Source organism: Microbulbifer mixtoriginis (SeqCode) (assembly GCF_052466765.1).
Genome location: NZ_CP174289.1, coordinates 4,264,812 through 4,291,759 on the forward strand (window position 1 = coordinate 4,264,812; position 26,948 = coordinate 4,291,759).

Below are 26,948 nucleotides of genomic sequence, written 5' to 3' on the forward strand. Positions count from 1 at the left end.
TTAAAAAAATCGTTACAAATCATTGTCTTACCCCATACATAGTGATCTTCCCAAGCGCTACACCAAATAGCGGGCCAGGGTGTCCCAGTCGAAGCGCCGTGTCTTACCATCGCTGAACTGCACTTCCACACGCTGATCCTCCCATTTTAAAACCCGCCCTTGGCCGAGCTTGTTGTGGTGCAGGACTTCGCCTTGGGTGGGCTTGCGTATGGGGGCGGCGGGTGCGCTGAGTGTTGGGTTGTAGCCGCAGGCCTCTAGGTAGCGCAGGGCTTGGCGGGAGACCGGGATATCGGTATGGATATGCTCGGGACGCTCGTGCAGGCATTGCGCCATCAGCTGGCTGAGGGGCAATTGCATTTCGTCGATAAACAGCGAGGGCTGTGCGGCCTCGGGATCTTTGCGTTTGGCCTCCTCGGTGGGGGCCAGCAGAAATAGTTTGGACTTTGCCCGTGTCATGGCCACATACATTAGGCGGCGCTCACTTTCGAGGGAGGCGGGGGTGCTGAAATCCCGCTGGGACTGGTAGGGCATATTGTGCTGGGTGAGGGTGGGAATAATGATCTGATCCCACTCCAGCCCTTTGGCCTGGTGCATGGTGGTAATTTGGATAGCCTCCGCCGCAGTCTGCTCGCCTTCGCGGTGTTGCCGTTGTAGTTCTTGCAGGTGCGCCAAGGCTTCTGCTGGAGGTTGCTTGAGGGTATCCAGATATTGGCAGAAGGCCAGAATGGTCTGCTGCCTCTCCTCACCCTGCTGGCGGGTGAAGGCGTCTTCGGCAATACCGCTGAGAAGTTCCAGCTCACCGATATGCCGGCGCAACAGCTCGCCGGCGTGGCCACGCCAGCTCTCTATTTGTATCAAAAGCTCCGCTCTTTGGCGCAGCCGCTTGGCCTGCGGTTTGCTCAGGGTCTCTGGCAGTTGCGCAAGCAGCTGTTTGCCCCAGCCTTTCTCTTGTGTGGCGAGGGTGGCACAGAGGGGTTCAAGTACTTTGCGTGGGATGCGCACATGCGGCGCGGTGAGCCATTCGTACAATCCTTGCTGGCGCCGTTTGGGAGAGAGTTCGCTAAAACGGCCCGAGGCGATATTCAGGCTCCAGAACAGTGGCCGCAGTTCGCGGCGCGATAGCACTGTGTTGCGGCTGGCGGAATGGTAGGGGATGCTGTTGGCCAGCAGCGCCAGTTCCAGTGGTGCGGCAATGGACCAGAGGCGCACCAATATAGCGATACCGGCTAAAGATTGGCCCTGCTGTTGGCAGCGGCGCAAGTGTTCTACCAGCCAGTGGCCTTCCTTGTCGGTGTTTATTTGTTCAATTGGAGTTTGCCGCTCGCCATCTGCGGAAATACAAAAAATCTCGGCGCGGTCGCGGTTGTTCTCAATAAAGTGGTTAGCGGCCAGGGACAGCTGATGCCCGTAGCGAAAAGTACGGCTCAAGTGGTAAATGTGAGACGGTGGAAAATCCTGGTCGAATAATTTGAGCAGGAATTCCGGCTTGGAGCCGCGCCACTCATAAATGGTCTGGTCGGGGTCGCCAATGGCGATCACATTGCCATTGCCGCCGTGCAGCACTCGCAACAGAAAGTGCTGTATCTCATTGATGTCCTGGTACTCGTCCACCAGGATATCTTCAAAATTTCCACCGTATTGTTGTGCCAGCTCCGGCTTTTCATGGAGTAATTTTGCCGGGTCGTAAATTAAGTCGGCGTAGGTCACGGCCGCCTGGCTGCGGCGCCAATCTTCAAAGGTGCGGAATACCTGTAAAAAATAACCGTATTCGTCGCCGAGTTTTAGTTCCTTGAGCGCGCTGTGTTCGCCGCAGAGAAGGGTTTTACTGTAGTCGATAAAAAATTCTGCGGCCTCGATTTCCGATTGTTTGCGCTCGCGAATTTCTTCCAGCTCATGGGTGGGAGCACACTCCTCGATGGCCTTCCAGATTTGTAGCTGTACACTGGATTGTGACAGGGGGCTGAGATTCGCTGCGACGATATGGCCGCTGGCAATCATGCGCTGGTAGAGGCGGTAGCCGATGCTGTGAAAGGTGTGCACTGCCGGGGTATGGTTGCTGGCCAGCTGGCCCATACGGCGTTCGAAATCTTCCCGCGCGCTGCGGTTGTACATCAATACCAGCAGCTGGGCGGCAGGAGTGCCGGCATCCAGGCGATTTTTTACATAGTGCAGCAGGGCGGTGGTTTTGCCGGAGCCGGCCACGGCAATAATTTTGGCATGGCCACCGGAGTGATCCGCAATGGCCTGCTGTTCCTGTGTCAGTGTATCGCCAGCCATGGTGTCCTTCGCCCAAATACTGGATATTTTGCCAGTGATTGATGGTGGCAGACAAGTTTACCAAATTGTGGGTTAGCTGGGGTCGGCGGGGGAGGACGGTGTGTTGGCTTGGCCGTCGTCATGAATATTGTGATGACGCAGGGCCAGCTCGGCGATATAGGCGGAGAGAAAAACCCGGCCGGTTAATTCCTGTAGCAGCCTGGAGCGCCCCAACCGGTCCAGAACAGGGCCCTTCACCTCTGCCAGGTGCAGGCGGATATTGCGCTCGAGCAAATCTTGGTTGACCTGTTGCAAGCGCTCAATGGCGGTGCTGTCGATACGGTTGACCGAAGAAAGGATCAATACCAGGTCGTGCAGGCTTTTCTGCCGCTGTACTTCCGCAAACAGGCGGTCTTCAATCGCGCTGATATTGCTGAAAAACAAGTTTTCATCGATGCGCAGGAAGAGGATATCCGGTTGGGTTTTTACCGTGTAACGCAGCACATTGCGAAAGTGCTCGGTGCCGGGAACGCGCCCCACCACGGCGATATGGGGGCGGCTGGCGCGCCAGATTAGGGTGGCGAAAGAGAGCCCCACGCCCAGTCCGATACCGGCCTCAACACCAAACAATATAACGCCCAGCAGGGTGCCCCCCATGGCCAGACCATCGGTGCGGTCGTAGTGCCAGTGGTGTGCCAGCGCACGCAAATCGATCAGATTGGCTGCCGCGACAATAATCGTTGCAGCCAAAACGCACACCGGTAGTTCGGTGAATACCTTGGTGGCGTAAAGCAGTACCAGGGCAATAAATATTGCGGCGATAACGCCACTCAGTGGTGATCTCGCCCCAGCCTCATCGTTCACTGCGGTGCGCGCAAAGCTGCCGGTTACCGCAAATCCACCGGAAAAAGCGCTGAGGAGATTGGCGGTGCCGAGGCCACGTAATTCTGCATTGGCGTCGAGCTTCTCCCCCCGCCGCAGGGCGATGGTATGGGCTACCGAGAGGCTTTCGACAAAGCCGATCAAGGCGATAATCAGGGCCGGCAGCAGCAGCTGATAAATCATGGTGGGGTTAAAAACCGGCAGCGTGAAGTCCGGTAGCCCCGCGGGAATTTCGCCCACCACGGGTAAATCCTGCTCCCAGTGAAAGATGGCGGTAAGGGCGATGGAGAGCAGTACAACCAGCATGGGCGCCAGGCGCGATAGAAGCTTTGCCCGTGTGCGCTCAACGCCCAGTGTGCGCAGTAACAGGGGGAGCCCGAGGCGGGCGATAACCAGGCTGAACAGAGCGATCAGCCCCATTAATGCTGCATCCGGGTCGCTCATGGGGCTGTTATCTATGGTGCTCAATAGAATTTCCAGGGCCGTGTGGCCCTCACTCTTGGTGCCGAGCAGGGGAGCTATTTGCCCAGCAATGATCAGCACCGCGGCGCCAGAGACGAAGCCGTTGACTACAGGCAGGCTCAGCAGGTTGGAGAGGCTGCCGAGGCCGAGAAAGCCCATTAGTAGCAGCATGATCCCGCTGAGCAGGGCCAGCAGTATGGCCCCGTTGATATATTCGGCGCTGCCGGGCGTGGCGATGGGGGTGAGGGCGGACGCGGTCATCAGGGCCAGTATTGCCACGGGCCCTACAGAGAGTACCGAGCTGGAGCCAAACAGGGCATAGCCCACCAGGGGTAACAGGCCCGCATAGAGGCCCAGGTAGGGGGGCAGGCCGGCCAGGGCCGCATAGGCCAGGGCCTGGGGAACCAGCATCATGCTGGCAAGGATTGCGGCCACGGCATCCCCTATCAGCCACTTGGGCTGGTAGTTTTTCAGCCAGGAGGGGATCAGCTGGTGCGCACGCATACCTTTATCTTTTGGGTATCGGCACCCGCTGTGCGAGCGCCCTGAAACAACAAGATAGACCGCTGCGGCGGCGCGGGTTATTCGTAGCAGTCGCCGCCCACAGTCTTTGGCCTTAACCTTGCGCCGGGACCATCTTGCGGGCACTGAGTCTGAAAATCCCCATACCGGCCAGCATAGCCAGGGTGAATATCAGAGCTTTTTCCTGCCCGGCACCACTCGCCACAATGGCCGGGCCGGGGCAGAAGCCCGCCAGCCCCCAGCCGGCACCAAACATCAGGCCGCCAAGCAGCAGGCGGCGATCAATATGATTATTTGTCGGCAGCTGTATGGTTTGCTTCAACAGGGATTGGCTGCGGCCTTTAAATAATTGGAAGGCGGGCAGGCTCACGGCGATGGCACCAGCCATCACCAAAGCCAGGGAGGGGTCCCAAGCGCCGGCAATATCCAAAAATCCGAGGACTTTTTCCGGGTTGGCCATGCCGGATAACAGTAGCCCCAGGCCAAAGATCAAACCCGCCAGCAATGCAGTCAAAGTGGTTTTCACAATTCGATCCTCGCTTAAGCGGCCAGCAGGTGGCGTACAACGTAAACAGTGACAAAACCCGCTGCCATAAATACCAGCGTGGCGACCAGAGAGCGCGGGGAGAGGCGGGAAAGACCGCAGACCCCGTGGCCGCTGGTGCAGCCAGAGCCCAAGCGGGTGCCAAATCCCACCAGTAGACCGGCGGCGATCAGGATGGGGTAGCCGGCTTCAATCTCTATGGGCGGCAGGGCAAAAAATAATTGCCAGGCCAGCGGCGCAGCCAACAATCCGATAACAAAAGCCAGGCGCCAGCCGATACCGGGATTGCCCTCCAGCAGGCCGCCCAAAACGCCAGAGATACCGGCGATGCGGCCGTTAAACATCAGTAACAGAATGCTGGCTAGGCCGATAAGAGCGCCGCCGGCGAGTGCTGTGGCTGGGGTGAAAGCAGTCCAGTCGATGGTCATGGGGTTACTCCGCGCAGTAGAGTTGGTAGAGAGTTTGTAAAAGGGCCATTACCCGTGGATCGGCTACCCGGTAATAGACGTGTTTGCCCTCCCGGCGGGTATCTACCAGCCCCTCGCGGCGCAGGACCCCCAACTGTTGGGAAAGACTGGGTTGGCGAAGCCCCAGACGCTCCTCAAGTTCGCCTACATTTAGTTCTTCCTGGCTGAGCTGGCACAGCAGCAGCAAGCGGTCTTGGTTGGCCAGGGAGCGCAGCATGGCCGCGGCTTGGCCGGCGGAATCACGCATCTTGTCTAAGTCGAGGTTTGTGGTATCGGGCATGAACTTGGCCTGGCAATAATTTACAGATCAATAATATATTGTTTTATATATTATCAAAATGTATATTGTTCTGGTAGTGAAATTTGGAGGGCATAAAATGTCGCAGTTAGAGCAAGGCACCCAGGTGCAGCCATTCCTAGACAAGGAGACCGAAACCTGGAGCTATGTGGTGTATGACAGGGACGGCGGCTCGGCCGCGGTGGTGGATGCCGTGCTTAACTTTAACGCGGCATCTGGGCGCACCAGCAGCAAGGGTGCTCAGGCGATAGTGTCGTTTATCCGCGAAAAGAACCTCACCCTGGAGTGGATACTGGAAACCCACGCCCATGCCGATCATCTCTCTGCGGCACCTTTCCTGCGGGAGCAATTGGGCGGGCGCATCGCCATTGGTGAGCAGATTTGCCAGGTACAGAAGATTTTTCGTGAGGTCTTTAATCTGGAGCGGGAGTTCCTTGCCGATGGCAGTCAGTTCGATCACCTATTCAAAGATGGTGAAACTTTTCAGGTGGGTGCACTAGAGGCACGGGTGATTTATAGCCCCGGCCACACGCCGGCGGATATGGCCTGGCTGATCGGCGATGCCCTGTTTGTGGGGGACACCCTGTTTATGCCCGACGTGGGCAGTGCCCGTTGTGATTTTCCCGGTGGCGATGCCGCGCAGTTGTATTTGTCGGTGAAAAAAATATTATCCCTGCCGGACGAAACCCGCATGTTCATGTGTCACGATTATCCGCCGCAAGACGAGCGAGACTATCAGTGTGAAACCACGGTGGGTGCCCAGCGCCGCGAGAATATCCACCTGCGCGACGGCATTAGTGAAAGCGAATTTGTGGCAATCCGTAAAAAGCGCGATGCCAGCCTGCCTATGCCGCGGCTGATTATTCCCTCGGTGCAGGTCAACATCCGTGCAGGGCAACTTCCCCCGGCGGAATCCAATGGCACTGTTTATTTAAAAGTGCCGCTGAATCAGCTGTAAAAAACCAGTTAATCCCAGCGCTGTAGTTCTATTTTAATGAGGACTGCTGTCATTTCGAGACGACTATGAATATTAAAAAGTTAGATGAACAGGTGAGTGTTTCTGAACATATTACCTGTGAGGCAATGGCACCGTTGGCACAGAGTGGTGTACAGGTGGTGGTTTGCAATTGCCCGGAGGGAGAGAGTGAAGTACATCCCGGTTACAAGGCTATGGAGCGGGCCGCCCAGGACGCCGGCTTGCGTTTTATTGCGATCCCTTTTACCCGTGGGCGAATGACGCGGGAACACTGTGAGGCCTTTCGTGATGTATTGCAGGGCGGTGAAAAAATCCATGCATTTTGTCTTACCGGCAATCGTTCCAGCCAGGTGTGGGCTGGCGCCAAAGTTTTAATGGGCGCAGATAAAAAACATTTGTTCGGCCAAGCGCAGATGGCCGGTTTCGATGTCAGTGCCGCGCTGGTTGCTATTGAGCCCTAATAAAGACATTTCAATGGCCGGCTAGGTCATACCCAGAATTGCGGCACAGTTGTGAAAGTGTGCCGCAGTTAAATGCCCGTGATGTGTCGTGATAAAGCGGGAGATACCGGCGTTGTTAAACAACAGAGTGGAAGGTGAACCAAGGTTATGCAGCAACTCTCCCGATGGTTTCCCATCCTCACTACTTTTCAATCCTATAACCGCCGCACCTTAAACCGCGATCTGCTCGCCGCCGCAATTGTCACAGTGCTACTGATTCCCCAATCTCTTGCCTATGCCCTGTTGGCGGGTCTGCCGGCGGAAGTCGGCCTCTATGCGAGCATGGTACCGCTAGTGGTTTATGGTATTTTTGGCTCCAGTAGTACGTTGTCTGTAGGGCCGGTCGCGGTGATCTCACTAATGAGCGCCGCCGCCCTGGGAGAGGTCACCGCCACGGGCGAGGTGGACTATCTTAGCGCCGCCGCTGCGCTGGCACTGCTTTCCGGGGGAATACTTTTTCTGCTGGGTACATTACGCCTCGGTATGCTGGCGAACTTTCTCTCCCACCCAGTGATCTCTGGTTTTATTACTGCTTCGGCATTACTGATTGCCCTCAGCCAGTTGCGGCATTTATTGGGGGTGGCCGCCCAGGGTGATACCGCACCGGAGCTGCTGCTATCACTATGGCAGAACCTGAACAGTATCAATAGCCTTGCTTTGATCACCGGAGTAGGGGTGCTGATTTTTCTCTACTGGAGTAGGGCCCTTGCTGCAAAATGGCTGGAGAAAATGGGCTTGTCTAGCAGCAATGCCGAACTGTTTGCCAAGGCGGCCCCGGTAGTGGGTGTACTGGTAACCATTGCCTTATCCGTCGCCATAAATTTTGAAGCGCAACAAGTGGCCTTGGTAGGCGCTATTCCTGCCGGTTTACCGCCCCTATCACTGCCGCACCTCTCACTGCCGCTGCTGCAATCTTTATTTGTGCCCGCACTAATGATTGCCATTATTGGCTATGTAGAATCCATATCGGTGGCCAAAACCTTGGCCGCCAAGCGCAGGCAAAGAATTGATAGCAACCAGGAATTGGTTGCCCTAGGCATGGCCAATATAAGCTCAGGTATTTCTGGCGGATTTCCGGTGAGTGGTGGTTTCTCTCGCTCGGTGGTGAATGATTCAGCGGGGGCGCAGACACAATTTGCCAGCCTGTTTACCGCATTGGGTATCGCTCTGGCTGCACTCTTTTTAACTCCTTCTTTATATTACTTACCGAAAACCACACTAGCCGCCACCATTATTGTTGCGGTTCTCTCCTTGGTGGATTTCTCCATCCTGCGTAAAACCTGGCACTTTGCTAAAGCAGACTTTATTGCCGTTACCCTGACCATCGCCGTTACCCTGCTAATGGGCGTCGAACCCGGTGTGGCCTGTGGTGTTGGCGCATCCTTATTATTATTTATTTATCGTGCTTCCAAGCCCCATATCGCCGAAGTGGGCCTGGTGGAGGGTACCGAGCACTTCCGTAATATTCAGCGGCACCAGGTAAAAACCGTTCCCGAGATTCTCACCTTCCGCGTAGATGGCCGCTTAATCTTCTCCAATATCGGCGTATTGGAAGACCGTATCTATACCGGCCTTGCCAATAACTCACAGGTAAAACATGTCATTTTGATGTGCAGTGCAGTGAATGAAATAGATTGGAGTGCTTTGGAGGTTCTGGAATCTATGAATGCGAACCTGGCTGATAGAGGGGTTCGTTTTCATCTCTCCGAAGTTAAAGGGCCGGTGATGGACTGTCTGGAGAGAAGTAGTTTTTTACAGAAGCTCTCTGGGCGGGTGTTTTTGAGTCAGTATCAGGCGTTTGTGCAATTGGACTAGGGTATGATTCAGGTAAGATTATTGAGTGTGAAGCCGATGATTTAAGTTAACCCCTTTGAAGGCTGATTTTCTCCCTGCCTCTTTGTAATGTATATGCCAGTGCAGGAAGTCAGCTCTACAAATGTTCAAGGTTTGGGTGGTTATCCCCTCATGGATAAGCGTCCGTAAGAGTTGGTTGTCTTTTAATCTGATACCGTTTGATTGCCCGCTTAGTCGGTGTGCTGACTTATTGCGAGAAAATCGCTCATTTGAATAAATTAATATAGAAAGCGATGGGTAAACTTTTACGAGTTAGGTTCCTGGACAATTTATTGTAACCTGTCTTTTTAGTATCGAAAAAACCATATTTTTTAATGTGATTGGCTAAGTGTTAATGCATGGATATACTCGTGCGCTCTGCTTCTGGTGGCACAGGCAGTGAATCATTTTTTTTGTGGTTTTATATTGAGTTGAGGAATTTTAGTGCTCAGGTTTTTTGGATTGATTTTGGGGCTCTCGATTTCCTTGCAAACTTTGGCCTCGGTATCTGGACCCAGTACCAATTCCACAGGACAATTCACGGTCAACTATAGTGCGGCACCAAGCTCCCACAATCAGGCGGAGTTGCGGATAACACAAAACGGCATTGAAAAAAGGTCCTATAGCATAGGTACTTCTAAGGGAAGCAAAGTAGTTACTGTCAGTTCACCGGGGACTTATACCGTAACGCACTGGACCATGAAGGAAGCCGAATGCCTACAGCAGGGTAGGTTTGGGTGTACGGAACCAGGGTTCGGGGAGCCATGGGGAGCGAGGGGCGGTTTTTCTATAGTCGTGTCTATCCCAAAACCTGGAAATATTTCTCTTTCCACAAAAAATACAACGGGTAGTTACACCATTAGTTGGGGGGCAGCTTCAGGGGCTCCAAGTAAGTATCAACTTCAGCAGCGTAAAGATAGTGGAGGGTGGAGCACTATTTATGATGGTTCCGCACGTAGTAAATCCCTGTCTGCTCAAAGCACAGGTATCTATCGTTATCGTATTAGGGCTTGTTACACCGCTTGTAGTTATTACACAGCGGAGAAAGCTATCACAGTTGTTCGCACACCGGGGGCTATAACTGTCCCAAGCACCTCTACTAATGGCAGCATAGCTATTTCCTGGCCCTCTGTTTCTGGCGCGGCCAGTTATGTGGTACAGGAACAAAAAAATAGTGGATCCTGGTACCAGGTTTATGCGGGCACACAACGCAGCAAAACTATCACAGGGCGGGGAAACGGCGTTTATCGCTATCGGGTTGCCGCAGTAGAAAATGGTCATACCGGTAGTTATCGCAATTCGAGCAATGTCACTGTTTCCCGTGCGCCGTCTGTACCGAGTGGACTCTCTTTGCCGGCTACAACTACCAGTGGTTCTTATACTATCAGTTGGAAAAGTACACCCGGTGCACAAAAGTATGTGATAGAGGAAACGGGCACCAGAAGTGGTAGTTGGACGCTATCGGGAACTTCGAAGAGTTTTAGTAAGGCATTAAACGGCTCATATTTATATCGTGTACGCGCTTGTAGTACGTATCAGGGGGTTAATGCCTGTAGCGGCTACACGGCTAAGAAAACCGTGCAGGTAAGTCACCCACCTTTGAAAGTGAAATCCATCTCTCCATATGGATCGGTAAGCTTGTTATTTAATACCGGTTGGGGAAAGGCCGAATATTGTGAGCTCAAGCGGGGCAACACCACCCTCGCCCGAAACATTATGAATGACGGAGCTATTTTTGTTGACACGGTGATTGGTGGTGGAACCTATCGTTATGACTACCATTGCGAAGAATGCTTAATTGGTAGTTTCCCAGATTGTTCAGAACCGGAAACGGTTGGCTGGACAGGTGTTAGTGCAAATGTTGTTATTGTGCCCAGTCAGCCCCGCTTGTCAGTGAGTGGCAATACTCACTCCAAAAATGGTTCTGCTGCGTTTACTTCTGTAAGTACAGGCCCTATTCAAAAGGTGCGTTGGCAGAAGCGAGTTAGTAGCAGCGCTTGGCCTGCAGACACCAGCTTTACCGAATACGTGACAACGGATGGTAACTTCCAGGTAACCGGTCTGGCAGATGGAAACTGGGAAATCCGCAGTAAAAATTGCAATAGTGCCGGGTGTAGTGATAACTGGAGCAATGGTGCCATTGTATCGGTATTGCACAGCCCGCAGGCAAGTTTCAGTATTTCCTTTACCGGTGATTTTGATAAAGGAAGCTACAGTGTCAATTGGTCCCCTGCCAGCGGCACAGTTGACCACTATTACCTAAGAGAAAGTAAGAATGGTTTCTGGGGTGAATGGTTGGATAGGGGGACCTCTCAGAACTACAAGCCAGATCCGCAACCAGATGGCAGCTACGAGTATGAAGTCAAAGCGTGCAACAGCAGTGGCTGCAGTAATTCAGTTAGATCGGAAAAGCTGACCATCGAGCATCCGGCACCAGCCGCTCCGAGTAATCTTGTCGCTACGCGGGTCAATCAGGAAATACAGTTGGCTTGGGATAAGGTAACAGGTGGTTTTGATGATGAATATGAATTTCGTTTGAATGGGGAAGGCTGGCGCTCGGCAAATACTTCATTAACAGCTACCCAGCCTATAGGTAGCTACGGCCCTTATACTTTTGATGTTCGCGCATGTAACCATACCCCTGGTGATCGCAAGTGCTCTAGCTTTACAACCACCACTTATACGGTTCCCGACCCAGATCCTACTGCACCTGGTTGGGCCAAGCCGATTGGCAGCCTGGCTCTGCTAGACGCTGGCTATTCCCCGGTACAGTTAAGTACACATCAAGAAACGCTGGGTGTAATCAAGGGTGCTGGTGGCTCATCTGGTGGGGCTGCTTCTTATCAGCTGCCCATCGAGTTGCCACCGGGCCGTGCTGGTATGCAGCCAGAAATCTCCCTAAGTTATTCTAGCCGTGCGGGGAATGGTGTGCTTGGTAAAGGCTGGTCACTCGCTGCCGGCTCTCAAATAACGCGCTGCCCACAAACTTTTGCGCAGGATGGTCAGGCGATACCTGTCCTTTACAAAAACACAGACCGGCTTTGTTTAGATGGCCAGAGGCTGGTTGTGATCTCTGGAAGCTATGGGGCTTCAGGGGCTGTCTATCAAACTGAGCAAGATACACAAACAAGGGTTAGGCAATACGGTGGCATTAATGGTGGGAGCACTTGGTTTGAAGTTGAGCTAAAAAATGGCCGAATTCGCCGGTATGGAGACAATGCGGATTCTCGCCATATTGCTCAGGGCGTAAACACCATTAAATCGTGGGGTATCTCTTTCGAGCAGGACCGCGCCGCTCCAAATAGCAATTCCATTAACTATGTATATAAGAATTTCGGGCGAGGGGAATATCACCTCTCCGATATCTATTACACTGGTGCCGCTCAGCAGAATGGTGATCGCCGTGTCAGTTTTGAGTATGGCAATGGCGTAAGACCAGATATTGAATCTGGTTATTTGGCTGGAGGACTAACACGCTTATCAAAGCGCCTTAGTGAGATAACTGTTTACTCTCAGGGTGATAAGGTGCGTGAATACCGTTTTGACTACCAATTGAGTGACGCTACAAAGAGTAGTTTGCTAAAAACCATAACTCTCTGTTCTGGGGATGGTATTTGTTTTGCCCCTACCGCTCTTGAGTGGGCTGATACCGAAGAGAGTAAGCAAACTGAAATTTTAGGGGCTGCCGCTTATAGTGGGGCCAACCACTTGAATACTGACAGAACGATTAGTGCGCTCTTCCCGGAGGCGAAGAGTATTGATCGACTAGCTCCGAGGGGAGACTTTAATGGGGATGGTGTTAGGGACTGGCCTGGGCATTTTATCAGCGCCGAAGGGCAGTTGACTGGCAGCTTTAATGCCAACACAGAGGGTTGTACGCCATATCCTGGGAGTCTTCGTTGCGTAGAGCTGGATGCAAACAATGACGGTAGAAGTGATACTTGGAGAATAGCTTCAGGAAAACTGCAAATTGGTATCAGTGATGGAGATGGTAGCTTTTCCTGGGTTGCAACTCCGATTGCCTTGCCCGGTTTGGACCACATCCTCGATGCCAGAGATTACAACGGAGATGGCTGGGTAGACTTGCAAATTCGCCGGGGTGAATCTCTAACAAATAATGAGCTGTACCTATACATTCATACAGGCAATGTTCAAGCTCCCTATAAAGATAGCGGCCAATATGTAACCTCATTTTTATATGATAAAACGAAATGGACCCATCGTAACTCCGTAGAGTTTGTAGGAGATATCACGGGTAATGGATTACCAGATATCTTGCTTTACAGCACTACCGTTCAAGTGGGTGATGTTGGTGAGGTTACATCACCCCAGCCTGTACCCTCCCTCTTTCTATTTGCTACTCGTAGCGGCAATGGGGTTAGCTTCGTACCATCTTTGACCAGTTTTTCAAAATATAGCTCTAATAATTTCCACTCTTATCATCTTCTAGATATCAATGGAGATGGTTTGCAAGATTGGGTGAGTTGGCAAGGGGACCAGCAAGGCTTCCACTACCGTTTAAATAAAGGTGGTATTTTTACAGATTGGGATTTTGCGTCATTGCAAGATTCTATTGCCACTAGAACTTATCGTTACAATTTGAAAGGTGATGGTGATAGAAGTTATCAGGATCTAACAGGCCTGAAATATGTTAATGCCTTCAAAGGATATGATCGTGGATCTGATGGAAAAATTACCCTTATTTACCCAGGAAAGAGATTGGTAGAAAGCTGCATTAAGGCTCGAGACGGAGGTAGCTTAAGGCAGTTCTGTGGTGGTGAGCTCTACGGAGCTTACAATTCTATGACTCCAGGCAATCCCATTTTTGAAAACTTTGATGTCTCCAAAGTAGATAACAGTCTATACGCTTTTGAAGGCTTACAATTTGTTGAGCAGGCAGATGGTAGCTACAAGATAGAGCAATATGATCCTCAAATTGTAGGCACAGCTTATAACTCTGCGGTCATAGATGCATTCGGCAATGGGTTGCAGGACTTTGTCTATTCCTACGGTTGTGTCAATTATCCTGATAGTTGCTCTGTCCCCAATGCCCAAGGGCATTCGGAAGGGGTATATATTCAAAGGAACCGGGGATCAGCACAGGCTAACGAGCTATACGAACCCACCGATATGCTTGTTGCCGTAGAAAACGGTTTCGGTGCCCGCGATGAGTGGCACTACCGCCCCTTATCGTCCCGAGATGATCGCTACCATTCCAGTGCAAAACCCTTTTATGAGCGTGGGGGATATCTCGATAGCTTATCTTCTTCTGTAAAGGATGATCATTTCGAATTTACCTCCAGCATGTATGTGGTGGCAGAGCACCGTCAGTCCAATGGCGTAGGCGGCCTGAACAAAAAGCAGTACCGCTACAAGGGGGCGGTATTTAACAACAAAGGCCGTGGTTTCCAGGGCTTCCACACCATTATTGAGGAAGACCTGGCTGCAGATATCGAAACCCAGTCTGACTTCCACCAGATATTCCCACTCGCCGGTAAGCTGCATAAACAGCGTAAATGGGAGCTGGGGGATCGCTCTTCTGATACCAGTGGTGTGAATGCCTTTGAAGAATCCAGTTTTCACTGGCAGTTCTGGGCGAAGGGTGGGCATTCATCACCGAAAGTGGTAGATGCCCTTACGGATTCGTGGAGTGTTTCAGCCAATGACCCCTATTTTGTTGGCCCTAAAAAGCAGAGTTCGATTCATCGGACTTTAAATAGGTCAGGCAATAGCCGCACGCATCTGTACACCCAGAGCCAAACCACAAGCTTTGATGCCTGGGGCAATGTGTTACTGGCGGAAAACCGCTATGAGGAGGCGAACAGTTCTCATATTGTGGTTTCCACTACCAACACCCAGTATGCCGCTGCGGATCAAACTAACTGGTGGATCAATAAACCCTCAAAGCAGACGGTGACCAAAAAATCCATCCAAAGCCGCAAAGGGGTTTCTATTGCCGCGAATACCGATACCCAGCAATCGGTAGTGGTGGATTTCCTGCAGTGGGATAGCAATGTTCGTAAACCCAAGCGAGTAAAAACCACGCCCTCCGATGGTAAGTGGACCCAGGTGGATACCGTTTACAACAGTCACGGCCTGCCCACCAAGGTCACCATGTCAGCAGAAGAGGAGGCAAAGACGCGGGTGGTAGAGACTACTGCGTTTAGTGCAGATGGTTACTTCCCCAAAACGGTTAAAAATGCTCTGGGCCATACGGTTACTACCGAGACCAACGCCAAGTTCGGCCAACCGGACTCTGTCACCGATGCCAATGGTTTAACGACTCGTTACAGTTACGATACCTTTGGCCGTGCCGTTAAGGTTACTGCGCCTTCTGCGCTTGGTCTCAAGGCTGCACCGGATGGGCATACTGCTCTGCAATGGTGTAGTTCCGGCTGTAGCCGGGCACCGGGTGCAGTGTTTAAAACTATTCAGCAACAGGCCGGTACGCCAGAGCAGATTACCTACCATGATCAGCTTGGCCGGGTGATTCGCACCGAAGTGCAAGCCTTCGACGGCAGCGACTGGATTGCACGAACGGTAACCTATAACGCTCTGGGCCAGACCACCTTCGAATCGGTACCGCACTATGCCAGCAGTGGCACCAGCTACGGCACCCGCTACCTGGACTACGACACCTTCGGCCGCGCCCTGCGCAAGACGGTGCACCAGACCAACGGCCAGCAGCTGGATGTGACCTACACCCACGAGCAGGCCAGTGGATTTACCACCGATATTCTGGTGAACGGCCGCACCATGAGCCGCACCTACAACGGCCTGCAGCAGCTCATTGAAACTGTCGATGCTCTAAGTGGCACCACCCGCTATGCCTATGACGGTGCCGGTAATCCCATTGTCTTGCAGGACGCCAGCAGCAATCGCATCACCGCCAAGTACAACGCCCTCGGTCAAAAGGAATGGGTGGACGACCCCAATATGGGTTCCAAATCGTTTACCTATACCGGCTTTGGCGAGGTGGAAACGGAGATTGATGGCAACCTGGATATCACCAGCTTTACCTACGACCGCCTCGGCCGCATGGAAAGCCGCAGTGTCAATGGCACAGAGGAAGCCAGCTGGATATACGACAGCGCCGCCAACGGCAAGGGCCTGCCCGCGAGGGAGAGCCGCAGCGATGCCAGCTATGCGCGCAGCTACAGCTACGACGCCCTCAGCCGCCCCTACAAAGTCACCACGGCTATCGATGGCGAAGACTTTATTACTGTCAACCACTACGACAGTAATTTCGGCCGTTTAAAAGGCCTCAGCTATCCCTCAGGGCTGACCCTGAAATACGGCTATAACAGCAGCGGTTACCAGTTCCGTACCAGTAATGCCGCCAGTGGCTACACCTATCGGGAAATCACCCAGATGGATGCCTGGGGTGAATGGGAGTTTGCCAATATCGCCGCCGGAAACTACACCATCGGCCGCAGCTTCTATTCAGAAACCGGGCAGATGGCCGGCACCACCTTTGACAGCCTGGTGCAAAACCACCAGGGCATTGCCTACAGCTACGACAGCTTCGGCAACTTGACAGAACAGGTTGTGCAGCTGCCCTCAAAAACTCCGGCACTCAATGTAGAAAATCACACCTACGATGCCCTCAACCGTCTCGATTACAGCTCTCGTACCGATGGCCCTAGTATCGATTACGACTACGATGCCATCGGCAACCTGCTGAAAAAAGACGACTTCGCCAGCAGTTACAGCTACACCGGTGGCAGCAGTGGCGGCCCTAGCGCAGTGAAGAGCGTTAGTCTGATCAACGGTGGTACCAAGACCTATGGCTACGACCAGAACGGCAACCGCACCCATGAAAATGGTGCGCAGCAGATCTGGTACAACGCCTTTAACAAGCCTACCCGCATCAACCGCAACGGTGCCAACCTGTATTTCTACTACGGCGCCGACCAGATGCGCTACAAGCAGGTGAACCAAACCAGCGGCAAGACCACCCTATATATCGACAAGCTGTTCGAAAAGATTACCGGCGGTGGTGAAACCCAGTACCGCCACTTTATCGGCGATATCGCCGTGCTCACTACCACCGATAACGGCAGTGAGACCACCCACAAAATCGGCTTCAGCCACCGCGATCGCCTCGGCTCTGCTGCTGCCGTGGGAGACGAAGCCGGTAACCTAAAAGAAAGCCACAGCTTCGATCCCTTCGGCAAACCGCGCCAGGGCAATATTCTCGATAAAGATACCGCAATCCTGGAAAGCGCCTACAGCACCCGAGGCTTTACCGATCACGAGCATCTGGATGATGTGGCATTGATCCATATGAATGGGCGGGCTTATGATTATAATCTCGGGCGGTTCCTCTCTGTGGACCCGATCATACAAAGTCCAGGCAACAGCCAGAGCTTGAACCCCTACAGCTATATTATGAATAACCCGCTGGCGGGGACTGATCCGAGTGGGTATGCGGCCTCCTGCACAGGCAGTGAAGATGGGGCGACCACTTGTACCGAAACGGTAGAGGTTGCTGAAACTGGTTCTCGCATAAAGCGGTCGGAAACTCGCTCCGTAACCATGCATGCCAATGGGATGGTTTCAGGTAGTGTCACCAGTAATGGAGTAACACAGAACTATGCGTTGACCAAAAATGGTTGGCAGGAAATGTACTCTCCATCAGATATTGGAAGTCAATCTTCCAGGGGGAATATTGATCAGTCCTATGGTGATGATTCTAATGAGCCGGGTCTCCTGTCAAAAGCTATTTCTAATACAGTTGGTGTCTTAGCGGGACCGGCAATTGAAGGGATGCAAAATTGTTATGCCTGCAAGATTAATTCAGAAACTATGGATTCAGAGCAGGCAGAGCTATATGCAAAACTTTTAGAAATCCTTCCAGGTGAAGGAGTTGCTGTTAAGCTCGTGGGGACTAAGGCTGCAGCCTTACTATTTGCAGGCAATGCTGAGTCTTTTGTAGCAAGAATTCCAGCGAATTTAGTAGAGCAGCTAGCTTTAGATCCAAATACCCAGAGAGCACTTTTAAGATTTGCATTGAACTCCAGAGGAACTGGTAAGGCTGCACACCATGTAATCCCCCTTGAGGCAATTAAAGCCTTTCCAGAGCTCATGCAAAAGGCTGCTAGAGGAGGATTCAATATAAATGGAGCCAATAATGGAGCATTGCTTATTCAGAATGTGGAACATGTAGGAGGCCATCTTGGGTATAATCAAGCTGTATTTCAGCAGTTGAAAGATATACCATCCAATTTGAGTGCCGCGGAAACAGCTGCATCTGTACAGTCAATTGCAAACAAGTTACAGGGTGCAATTAAAGAGAAAAGCTTTTTTCCAGATTTTTAAAGTGGATTAGATAATGAAAGACTTATATTCATTAAATTTAAGCGATAGAGTAAAAAAGCAAAAAAATCCTTTTACCGGTGAGGTTGTAGATTCTCCTTTAGACTTTGGCTTTGATGTCTCTGAGAAAAAAGATTTAAGTAGTTATTTTAAAAGCATTGGCGCAGACTTGGTTGATGCAGATGGATTTCGGCGCGCTAATCTCAACGGTATAAATATTGGGTTTAGAGACTATGGCGGGTTAGATCGGCAGGGGGAGCTGTTGGCCATCGCTTTTGAATATGATGAGGTTAATGAGTCTGTTGCAAATTTATTATTTACTATACTTTCAAATTTTAATTTAGTTGTTCGTTCAGGAGTGAATGATGTTGCGCATGCAAAAAGCATGCTGCCTGAATTGGCTTTGATAAGATGGAAAAACATAAAAAAGGTAAATTCGGCAAAAGACTTGCTTAGGTGGCTGGAGGATCAGCCTGAATACTATTAGAGTATTGAAAGCAGTGATTCAGGGCTCCCATAGATTGAATGGTACATAAAAATCGGTTAAAAGAGCATATTTATACTTATTTGTGGTCAAAATAAAGTGGGCAGGGATGTTCGTACTGAATATTTAAGTGATTTTAGATCTATTCAGTATTCAGGAGAGCTAGACGTCGGTGTGTGGCTTTGAGAAGCCTCAAGTTGGCTGAAATTAGGGAGGGGAAGAAACTCTTGGCAATCGCGCAAACCGCCAAGTATAGGATTTTAATTGTGATTAAAAAATCATATGATCTTTACGGTATTGATTGTAACGGTTTAGAAAATGCTAAAGCGTTAATTCAGAATTTTTTAGATGTGACTTTGTCGACTCATGAGAGTGGGTTTCGCTGTGGAGAGTACTACCGTCTTCATGATGTAGGTCAAGAGCACTTTATTCTGCAGAAAAATTATGATGATATTGATGAGGGGTGGATAGAAGAGGAATTTTTGGGCAGTCCTTTAATCTTCTACGTAAATGAAACTGATAGATCGAGTGTTTTGCAAGCAGTTTTACTCAAGGATAAAAGAATTACTTTGTTAAGGCATGAAGAGCTTTAAGGAGATAAATTCAAGACGGTCAAAGGTTGGGCGGAGGTAATAGCAGTAGGGATAATCCAGAAAAGCGGTAGATGACAATATTTCAGGACAGCCATAGATTGGAGGAGTGCTAGCGGTGATCCTGGTATTCAACTTGCGGATATTTCTTTTTGATTTGATGCTCAGACATAATGAAAGGATCAAGAATTACGCCTTGGACTCGAAAATTGTGGTTTTAGCTAAAAACCGGAAGGAATGATGGCAGTGAGGGATGGACTCAGAACTGGCAGGATGTTGCAGAAAGGAAGCGTCGGCAATCGCCGATGCCGTGTATCCACCGTTTATCAAGCTGGATGCAAGCTTGTCGAACGGTCTCTGCTGATCCAACCAGGCCTTTAAAGCGGCTTTCAAAGTTGCGACTGGGATAGAGCCAGTGTTTTGGTAGTATACCTAGTCGCTTGAAGAGAGGGGGAGCCTTTTCAGAAATCGCGCCGTGCTTTCAGGGTTCTAAATGTCGAGCACTCTATTCCATTAGCTCCAAATAGTGATTTAATTGAAAGGCTAACCCCTTCGACATATTAAGGCGCTCACCGCTCACAAACAGTAGCTGGTCTTTAGGCTGTTCGCCTGAGACTGCAGTATGAAAGGATAGATAGAGCACCTTCGACTATACTTTCAACGATTTCCAGTGCTCACTTCCTGTTTCTTTTTGATACGCACATAAATCTCTTCGCGGTGAACGGATAGAGATTTGGGTGCATTTATTCCTATCTTTACTTGATTGCCCTTAACCTCTAATACTGTAACTGAGATATTTTTTCCAATTCTTAAGTTTTCGCCCGTCCGGCGCTTTAAAATCAACATACAGATTTCCTACTAATGCTCAAACTGTGGGGCTTTCGCGATGATGGGAAAGCTTGGAAGATTACGTTTGCAGGAATGTGGGGTGGGGCACGAGAACGGTAGGCGTAGAAGAAGAAAAGACGGACGCAACACTTCCAGAGCTTGAAGAATCTCTTCAAGCCTCTGAATCTACTCCACTTTATTGAAGACGAGCGGGTTTCTAGCGTATTATCCACTGAGCCACTTTGATAGGTGATTATCAATTTGGTTAGCTGGCCCCTGGTGTTGGTAGCACCTTGGGTCAGCGCCTTTTACTTACTCTTACGTCACGCTACCGTTCTCCTTTGAGGGGATGGATCTTTTAGGAAATCCTTGGTTCTCTTGATTTTTTGGCCGCTAGCCTATTCAGGCTTATTCTATTGCGACCAAAATATCGATAAATATCTACCAATTTTACGCAGCTTTGACATGAAAACAAACTTAATAAAATCCAATAAGATTATTTTCGTGCCTATATTTTTATGCGTTGCTACTTAGAAAATCCCTAGTTGCCTATTAAGAATTGCTGTTCAAATTGGTGCGTTTCTGTGATTTTTACAGCTAAGTTTTAAATAAAAACTTTTTAAAGCTAACCTTCCTAAGGGCCTCTGTATACAGATCAAAATAATTTTTCAATAACATAAATATCCCATCAATTTTGGAAAACCTGCCGAGATTTTTATATCCATTACCTATCACGATCAGCTTGGCCGCGTAATCCGCACCGAAGTGCAAGCCTTCGACGGCAGCGACTGGATTGCACGAACGGTAACCTATAACGCTCTGGGCCAGACCACCTTCGAATCGGTACCGCACTATGCCAGCAGTGGCACCAGCTACGGCACCCGCTACCTGGATTACGACACTTTCGGCCGCGCCTTGCGCAAGACGGTGAACCAGACCAACGGCCAGCAGCTGGATGTGACCTACACCCACGAGCAGGCCAGTGGATTTACCACTGATATCCTGGTGAACGGCCGCACCATGAGCCGCACCTACAACGGCCTGCAGCAGCTCACTGAAACTGTCGATGCTCTAAGTGGCACCACCCGCTATGCCTATGACGGTGCCGCTAATCCCATTGTCTTGCAGGACGCCAGCAGTAATCGCATCACCGCCAAGTACAATGCCCTCGGCCAGAAAGAATGGGTAGACGATCCCAATATGGGTTCCAAATCGTTTACCTATACCGGCTTTGGCGAGGTGGAAACGGAGATTGACGGCAACCTGGATGTCACCAGCTTTACCTACGACCGCCTCGGCCGTATGGAAAGCCGCAGTGTCAATGGCACAGAGGAAGCCAGCTGGATATACGACAGCGCCGCCAACGGCAAGGGCCTGCCCGCGAGGGAGAGCCGCAGCGATGCCAGCTATGCGCGCAACTACAGCTACGACGCCCTGAGCCGCCCCTACAAAGTCACCACGGCTATCGATGGAGAAGACTTTGTTACGCAAAGTCATTTCGACAGCAACTACGGCCGTTTAAAAGGCCTCAGCTATCCCTCCGGGCTGACCCTCCAATACGGCTATAACAATGCCGGCTACCAATTCCGCACCAGCAATGCCGCCAGTGGTTATACCTATCGGGAAATCACCCAGATGGATGCCTGGGGTGAATGGGAGTTTGCCAATATCGCCGCCGGAAACTACACCATCGGCCGTAGCTTCTATTCAGAAACCGGGCAGATGGCCGGCACCACCTTTGACAGCTTGGTGCAAAACCACCAGGGCATTGCCTACAGCTACGACAGCTTCGGCAACTTGACAGAACAGGTTGTGCAGCTGCCCTCAAAAACTCCGGCACTCAATGTAGAAAATCACACCTACGATGCCCTCAACCGTCTCGATTACAGCTCTCGTACCGATGGCCCCAGTATCGATTACGACTACGATGCCATCGGCAACCTGCTGAAAAAAGACGACTTTGCCAGCAGTTACAGCTACACCGGTGGCAGCAGTGGCGGCCCTAGCGCAGTGAAGAGCGTCAGCCTGATCAACGGTGGTACCAAGACCTATGGCTACGACCAGAACGGCAACCGCACCTATGAAAACGGCGCGCAGCAGATCTGGTACAACGCCTTTAACAAGCCCACCCGCATCAACCGCAACGGTGCCAACCTGTACTTCTATTACGGCGCCGATCAGATGCGCTACAAACAGGTGAACCAAACCAGCGGTAAGACTACCCTGTATATCGACAAGCTGTTCGAAAAGATTACCGGCGGCGGTGAAACCCAATACCGCCACTTTATCGGCGATATCGCCGTGCTCACTACCACCGATAACGGCAGTGAGACCACCCACAAAATCGGCTTCAGCCACCGCGATCGCCTCGGCTCTGCCGCTGCCGTGGGAGACGAAGCCGGTAACCTAAAAGAAAGCCACAGCTTTGATCCTTTCGGAAAGCCGAGACAGGGCAATATCATCGATAAAGATACCCCTATCTTAGAGAGCGTTTATAGCACCCGCGGTTTTACCGATCATGAGCATCTGGACGATGTAGAGTTGATCCATATGAATGGGCGGGCGTATGATTATAATCTTGGGCGGTTCCTGAGTGTTGATCCAATAATCCAGAGTCCAGGCAACAGCCAGAGTCTGAATCCCTACAGCTACATCATGAATAATCCGCTAGCGGGGACAGATCCGAGTGGGTATGTTTGCGCGGCATCTCGTCTTGAAAATGTTTGTGGAAGCCTCCCTAGCCACTGGGGTGGTAATGGTGGAGGGAAAGCCAAAAAGCAGAATAACGGATTTAACCAGGCTGCTTTTAATCTTGATCTTAGTTCAGCAGTGGCAAGGGAACTCGGGACTTCTGACTTACAGGCGGCGGATATTGGGAGCCAGGATAGTCGGAGAAATTCTCAGGGGGGCAGGGTGCTACCGATTCTGTGGAAAGTAATGATCTTACTGATGCAGTTGAGAGTAACAGTGCTTTTATGCTTGTAAGTAATGACAATGAAGTTGTTATGCAGGCGGCAATATCCAGTGAGAAAAAGCAGCAGAGTTTACGAGCTGCACAAAAGGGATCTAGGACCGCTTATGTTGGCGGTTTTATGGATGATAAAAATGAATTTGTTAAAAGCATGTATGAAGCTTATGGCAAAGAAGGAGATATATATTTCGAGCATCATCAGAAGAAAGAATTAGCTGCTTGGATTAATGAAAATAATTCTGAATATTCGCTAACAGTAATTGGTCATAGTTATGGTGGTAATTCTGCAGCAAGAGTAATCGCTGCTGGCCATCGTGTAGATCACCTAATTACAGTTGATCCTGTTGGTCGATTTAAACCTAATTTTACGAATGTAGCTATATACTCGGAAACATGGACAAATTACGTGGCTACCGGTGGTGGTATGAATAGGAATAACCTTGTCGCTAGAGCTGGCGGTTGGTATGGGCATAAGCCGGAATGGTATGCAGATGCTCATATTCCAATTAATAAAGATCATGTGGAAATATGCTTCCAGTATTGTAGGCCTTAGTATGAAATTAGTTATTCATTGTCTAGTGGTTTTGGTTGTAGTTTATCCTCTAGTAGGTTGTGGTGAAAAACAAATTGAACTATCAAACATTCGTATGGAGAAAATTGATCGCTTAGAAGCAAAAAAACTAATTCCTGACGGTCAAAGATTACCTTTTAATGTTAGGCAGTCTGTTTCAATTTCAATTGTTGAATTCGATTTTGACAAAAAAACGCTAGAAGTCCTCCCTGAAGAGGGAGGGGTGCTTAAGGTGGAATTGCTTAGGTGCTTGGATGGTGAGCAGCGAGCAACATCATTTATTTATGCTAGAAAAATAAATGTCTCTCTGAGTACTAATAAACGGGAAGCACTTCTGCCGGTGGGTGAAGCGTACTTTTTTGTAGATAGTTCTTTGGCAGAAGATACTTGCTTTACGGTTGTATTTAAGAGTTTAAGTCGCACTACTAAGTCTACTATTTACAGGCTCCCTTAATCTGAAGCCTGTTTCTGGCCCCTCTTAAAAAGCCCCACTGGTGACCCCAGCGGGGCTTTGTATTTAACTGATCTGCCGCTTGGTATCCCAGCGCCGGGGTTGATACTTGATAATCATCCCGTCCAGCAACTCCTTGACGATCTCTTTCTCTTCCGTTGGCAGTTGGCTGATAGCTTCAAATTGCAGCCTTAGCGGGTCATCCGGTCCGCGCTCAACTTCTTCGAATACCAGCGAGTCAATGGTGATACTCATGGCGACAGCAATCTTCTTTAACGTCTCCAGGGAAGGCTGTGTTGCCCCGGCTTCATAGCGCCGAATCTGATTGACATGAACCCCGATGGCGCCGGCCATCTATTGCTGGGTCAGCTCGCACTCACGACACAGGATAATAGGTCTCTGTTGGATACTCATCCGGCGATAGGTCCAGAAGCTGTTGAAGTGACCCATAAGGATATCCCCTAGCAACCATTACAGGCTGATCAATATGCCAGTAGTGGATTATAAATAAAATCCAACTTGGGTGCGGTGACATTCCCAGTCGCACAATGATGAGAGAAGTGTTTTCAGAAATGGCACCGAGATTTCTGGGGTCTATATGTCGACTACTCCAGTCAATAAGCCCCAAATAGTGATCCAATTGAAAGGGTAATCCTTTCATCCAATAAAGAATGGAGAGCAAAGCTCTCCATTCTTTAATACGATAATGATCGCTCGATAACTAGATTAATTGGCACTGTTTGAATGGTAAATCATCGCCTGCCAAACATTTTGCTTGCCGCCACCGTAATTATCATAGGTGGGGTTCTTGATGTATGACCAAGCTACTTTACCGTTGCCAAGGAAAATGGGTTCATCCAAGCCACCCCAACCAAACTTGGTTAGTTTTACTGGCCCTTCTAATACATTGAGGTCTGCGTCAATTTCCATAACATAATAGGCCTTGGGGACCAGCATACGCATTGCGCCATTCTTCGCTGAACTTCGGTTGTACGACAGGTTGTCGGAGATGCACTGAAATTGTGCGTAGCCAAACAAGTAGCGGCCATTTTTCAAATCAATAAGTTGAGGATCACTGATTTGACAGTCGGGCTCTTCTACCAGCCATTTAAAGCCTTGTCCCTCGATACTGCCGTTACCATCGACTTTGGCGATACCAATACGGGTTAAAGAAGAGGCGTCCAGGGCATCGCCTCCGCGTAGGCCCTGCCTGGAGATGGTTGGGTTGCTGTTGCTTGACATATAGGAGAAGAAGCAATTCGTACTATCTGAACATTGCTCATCAAAGGGGCCGCCACTACTTGTATCAATGCCGTATTCGCTTTGTAGGAAGCGATCCATTTCCTCGTCATCAATATACTTGGGGGAGACGATAAGCGATAGATTTGTGTCTTTATCAACCGGCACTACCGTGTGCCCACCGCCATTGGAGAAGAATGCATTGTCGGAGGGAACTAGGTAATTGTAACTTCCTTCAAATCTACTGGTAGAGGAAGTATCCTCCATTTTGATCGCAATAGTGTTTAACCCGCGAGACTGATTATATTTTCCGCCATCGCTGGTACAAATTGCTCCATACTTTTCATTACCTGGATTATAGAAGGCGCGAATATTTAATACGTGGCCATAGCCACAAAGCCAATACCAACCCCTATTATTACTTCCACTCATGTTTAGGGACCAGTTATCCCGATCAATAACCGTCATTCCTGCAGAGTAGTGGGAGCCACCATAGCTGCCGTCAAATACTCGCGCTGTTACTGAGAAGGCATAGCTGGTGCGGCCTTGGCTATCATTGTCCACATAGATAAGCTCCTGGGCTCCGGCATGGCCACCACCGTGCATCTTGTTCACAACATAGGCCGCAGGCTTTTCACTGAGTGGTTGATCGTCCCACTCCATGAGCCAGATCTGGTCGTTATATTTATAACCTCTCTCACGAATGTACTCGACCATCGCGTTATAGTCGGCTTCAGAGAGCTGATCGACGATATAAGCCATCTCCTCTTGCATCTCTTTCCCTTTAATGGTCTTAAAGGATGGAGAATCACCAAAATCGGTCTCTGGGAATTTAGCTTTAAGCCCAGGGAGGAAGTCCTCAAATGTCAGGGTGGCATGATCAGTAAAGTAGCCGATGTACTGACTATGATTGGTTGATATCATCAGGCCGATGTCCCTTTCAATACGGGCATCAATAGGGCTGATGTTATCTTCCATTTTCATCCAATCGCTACCGTATTGCTCTACCAAGTCACCCTGCACCTCATAGCGCTTGTTGGCTTGGTATTCCGTGTTGCACAAGACCGCAACCCGGGAGCAATCTGAGCTGGCCGCAATACCGTGCGACTCGTAGCATTGTTTTAGTATCGTTGTGTTACCGGTTTGATCGAAGCTTGAAGTCTCTGGGTTATATTGCAGCTCATAAACAGTGCCATAAGTGACTTCATCATCTCCACTCCCCTCGCTTAGGGTCTTAGAAACAAACATTCGAGGTTTGTCGGTGTCAGTTGCGCAGGCAGCTGTGTAACTTCGCATGGGGACCGACTTTAGGGTGTCGTCCTGGGTGCTGTCTGTTCTGGCAATATAGTGTGGGAGCCCGTGAACCTCTTGGGCATTGGGTTGGCCATTCGGTAAGGTGATATCCCGAGAAGTGATTCGGGCAAATCCCAAGTCTGCAGTTTCAATATCGCCAACAGTCACTGTACCGGGTTCATTGTCTGGAAGTGGTGTAGTGCTACCTGATCCGCTGCCGCCCGTACCACTTCCAGATCCCTGGCCACTACCATCCCCCCCCGTGGATGGGGCTGGACCGGAATCCGAAGAGGAGCCTCCACCGCCGCTGCATGAGGCCAATACGACAGTAAGTGCCAGTGCCAAAACTTTCTTGCTAAATAGCTTATCCATAGTCTGCTCGAAGATACATTATTTAAATCGAATGCAATGTGGGAACTTGTGGACCACTTCACAGTGTTGAAAAGGTAAATTTGGGGAATCA

17 protein-coding genes are annotated in these 26,948 nt (G+C 50.3%); 9 read left to right on the forward strand and 8 right to left on the reverse strand.

Translation table 11 applies throughout. From position 1 onward, the window contains the following. Positions 1-57: 57 nt before the first annotated feature. The 5 genes from ACJJIV_RS18565 to ACJJIV_RS18585 form a co-directional block, all read right to left on the reverse strand. The gene (locus tag ACJJIV_RS18565) at positions 58-2,277 is read right to left on the reverse strand and encodes an ATP-dependent helicase (RefSeq protein WP_444889900.1); all 2,220 of its coding nucleotides are present in this window, start codon (positions 2,275-2,277) and stop codon (positions 58-60) included. A 72-nt stretch (positions 2,278-2,349) separates the two neighbouring features. Continuing rightward, on the reverse strand, positions 2,350-4,104 hold the full coding sequence (locus ACJJIV_RS18570) for a SulP family inorganic anion transporter (RefSeq protein WP_444889901.1): 1,755 nt from the start codon (positions 4,102-4,104) through the stop codon (positions 2,350-2,352). Between the two features lie 112 nt (positions 4,105-4,216). Beyond that, the gene (locus tag ACJJIV_RS18575; protein WP_444889902.1) at positions 4,217-4,648 is read right to left on the reverse strand and encodes a DUF6691 family protein; all 432 of its coding nucleotides are present in this window, start codon (positions 4,646-4,648) and stop codon (positions 4,217-4,219) included. A gap of 14 nt (positions 4,649-4,662) precedes the next feature. Next, complete coding sequence (locus tag ACJJIV_RS18580) at positions 4,663-5,094, reverse strand: YeeE/YedE family protein (RefSeq protein ID WP_444889903.1); 432 nt, start codon at positions 5,092-5,094, stop codon at positions 4,663-4,665. A 4-nt stretch (positions 5,095-5,098) separates the two neighbouring features. Then, positions 5,099-5,413, reverse strand: coding sequence for an ArsR/SmtB family transcription factor (locus ACJJIV_RS18585; RefSeq protein ID WP_252082221.1), 315 nt, complete (start codon positions 5,411-5,413; stop codon positions 5,099-5,101). A 97-nt stretch (positions 5,414-5,510) separates the two neighbouring features. Here ACJJIV_RS18585 and ACJJIV_RS18590 point away from each other — a divergent pair, with 97 nt between their 5' ends. The 6 genes from ACJJIV_RS18590 to ACJJIV_RS18615 all read left to right on the forward strand — a co-directional run bounded on the left by ACJJIV_RS18590 (position 5,511) and on the right by ACJJIV_RS18615 (position 19,135). Then, positions 5,511-6,389 (forward strand): MBL fold metallo-hydrolase, encoded by an 879-nt coding sequence (locus tag ACJJIV_RS18590; protein ID WP_252082219.1) that lies wholly within the window; start codon positions 5,511-5,513, stop codon positions 6,387-6,389. Between the two features lie 65 nt (positions 6,390-6,454). After that, entirely contained in the window at positions 6,455-6,868 is a 414-nt protein-coding gene (locus ACJJIV_RS18595) for a protein tyrosine phosphatase family protein (RefSeq protein ID WP_444889904.1), read from the forward strand. A gap of 147 nt (positions 6,869-7,015) precedes the next feature. Continuing rightward, entirely contained in the window at positions 7,016-8,722 is a 1,707-nt protein-coding gene (locus ACJJIV_RS18600) for a SulP family inorganic anion transporter (protein ID WP_444889905.1), read from the forward strand. Between the two features lie 813 nt (positions 8,723-9,535). Then, positions 9,536-18,061, forward strand: coding sequence for an RHS repeat-associated core domain-containing protein (locus ACJJIV_RS18605; protein WP_444889906.1), 8,526 nt, complete (start codon positions 9,536-9,538; stop codon positions 18,059-18,061). 13 nt (positions 18,062-18,074) lie between these two features. After that, positions 18,075-18,545: a hypothetical protein gene (locus ACJJIV_RS18610; protein ID WP_444889907.1), complete on the forward strand. Its 471-nt coding sequence runs from the start codon at positions 18,075-18,077 to the stop codon at positions 18,543-18,545. A gap of 194 nt (positions 18,546-18,739) precedes the next feature. Beyond that, entirely contained in the window at positions 18,740-19,135 is a 396-nt protein-coding gene (locus ACJJIV_RS18615; protein WP_444889908.1) for a hypothetical protein, read from the forward strand. A gap of 654 nt (positions 19,136-19,789) precedes the next feature. On the opposite strand, the gene csrA is transcribed toward ACJJIV_RS18615, so the two are convergent. Beyond that, on the reverse strand, positions 19,790-19,978 hold the full coding sequence (csrA, locus tag ACJJIV_RS18620) for a carbon storage regulator CsrA (protein ID WP_444889909.1): 189 nt from the start codon (positions 19,976-19,978) through the stop codon (positions 19,790-19,792). Positions 19,979-20,725: 747 nt separating this feature from the next. Here csrA and ACJJIV_RS18625 point away from each other — a divergent pair. Genes ACJJIV_RS18625 through ACJJIV_RS18635 form a run of 3 tightly spaced genes read left to right on the forward strand, consistent with a single transcriptional unit; the run spans position 20,726 to position 23,956 of the window. Beyond that, positions 20,726-22,945, forward strand: coding sequence for an RHS repeat domain-containing protein (locus ACJJIV_RS18625; protein ID WP_444889910.1), 2,220 nt, complete (start codon positions 20,726-20,728; stop codon positions 22,943-22,945). Further along, entirely contained in the window at positions 22,888-23,484 is a 597-nt protein-coding gene (locus tag ACJJIV_RS18630; RefSeq protein ID WP_444889911.1) for a hypothetical protein, read from the forward strand. Before ACJJIV_RS18625 ends, ACJJIV_RS18630 begins: the two co-directional genes overlap by 58 nt. A gap of 1 nt (position 23,485) precedes the next feature. Then, complete coding sequence (locus ACJJIV_RS18635; protein ID WP_444889912.1) at positions 23,486-23,956, forward strand: hypothetical protein; 471 nt, start codon at positions 23,486-23,488, stop codon at positions 23,954-23,956. A gap of 63 nt (positions 23,957-24,019) precedes the next feature. Here ACJJIV_RS18635 and ACJJIV_RS18640 read toward each other — a convergent pair whose 3' ends face one another. Both ACJJIV_RS18640 and ACJJIV_RS18645 read right to left on the reverse strand, forming a co-directional pair. Further along, on the reverse strand, positions 24,020-24,307 hold the full coding sequence (locus ACJJIV_RS18640; RefSeq protein WP_444889913.1) for a helix-turn-helix domain-containing protein: 288 nt from the start codon (positions 24,305-24,307) through the stop codon (positions 24,020-24,022). 372 nt (positions 24,308-24,679) lie between these two features. Further along, complete coding sequence (locus ACJJIV_RS18645; RefSeq protein WP_444889914.1) at positions 24,680-26,857, reverse strand: hypothetical protein; 2,178 nt, start codon at positions 26,855-26,857, stop codon at positions 24,680-24,682. Positions 26,858-26,948: the final 91 nt, after the last annotated feature.